Raw genomic sequence first — 1,121 nt, forward strand, 5'->3', positions numbered from 1 at the left:
GCAACACCGACTTCTTCGCCATTTTCCTGGACACCTACCACGACCAGCTCAACGGCTACGGGTTCTTCGTCACGCCCAGCGGCGTGCAGCTCGATGTCCGCTACTCCCCCGCCGGCGATGACTTCGGCTGGAACGCGGTGTGGGACAGCCGCACCACGCGGCAGGGCCCCGATTGGGTGGCCGAGCTCCGCATCCCCTTCTCGGCCATCCGCTTCAACGGCGACCCCGAGCAGGTCTGGGGGCTCAACTTCGGGCGGCAGCGCGAACGGGACCGGCAGCACTTCACCTGGAACGAGGTGAAGCCCTCCGTGAACGGCTTCGTGAACCAGTGGGGGGAGTTGCGTGGCATCCGGAACGTGCAGCCGCCCCTGCGCCTGTCGCTCACGCCCTTTGTCTCCACGTACGTGAACCACTTTCCCCACAACGAGCCGGGCAAACGGAACGCTACCGCCCGCTTCAACGCCGGGGCCGACCTCAAGTACGGCCTCAACGAGTGCTTCACCCTGGACGCCACCATCATGCCGGAATTCGGGCAGGCGCAATCCGACAACGTGGTGCTCAACCTCTCGCCCTTTGAGGTGCAGTTCAACGAAAACCGGCCGTTTTTTACCGAGGGCACCGAGCTCGTCAACAAAGGCAATCTCTTTTATTCGCGGCGCGTCGGGGCCCAGCCGCTGGGTTTTGGGCGGGCGCAGGCGCAACTGGCGCGGGGCGAACAGTTGCTGGACAACCCCGACGAAACCCGGTTGCTCGGCGCCGCCAAGGTATCGGGACGGACCGCCCAGGGGCTGGGCGTGGGCGTCTTCAACGCCCTCTCCGGCGATATCCACGCCACCGTGCGCGACAGCCTGGGCCAGCAGCGGACGCTGCTGACCCAGCCTTTTTCCAACTACAACGTGTTCGTCCTGGACCAATCGCTCAAGAACAACTCGTACGTGAGCCTGGTGAACACCAACGTCACGCGCAAAGGCCGCACGTACGACGCCAACGTAACCGGGGGCCTGTTTCGGTTTGCCAATAAGAAAAATGCCTACGCCGTGAACGGCCGCCTGGTGTACTCCCGGCGGCGCGGCCAAGCGTTTGAGAGCGAGGCCCCGATTGTCAACCCCGACGGGTACACT

General features: G+C 64.5%; 1 protein-coding gene. It reads left to right on the plus strand.

Annotation, left to right across the window (positions count from 1 at the left end; translation table 11 throughout):
- Nucleotides 1-1,121, plus strand: a 1,121-nt coding sequence (locus ACP7AJ_RS21195) for a DUF5916 domain-containing protein (protein ID WP_426062231.1), incomplete at both ends; no start/stop codon positions are given.

Origin of the sequence: Hymenobacter sp. B1770 (assembly GCF_049896385.1) — a bacterium.
Taxonomy (GTDB): Bacteria; Bacteroidota; Bacteroidia; order Cytophagales; family Hymenobacteraceae; genus Hymenobacter.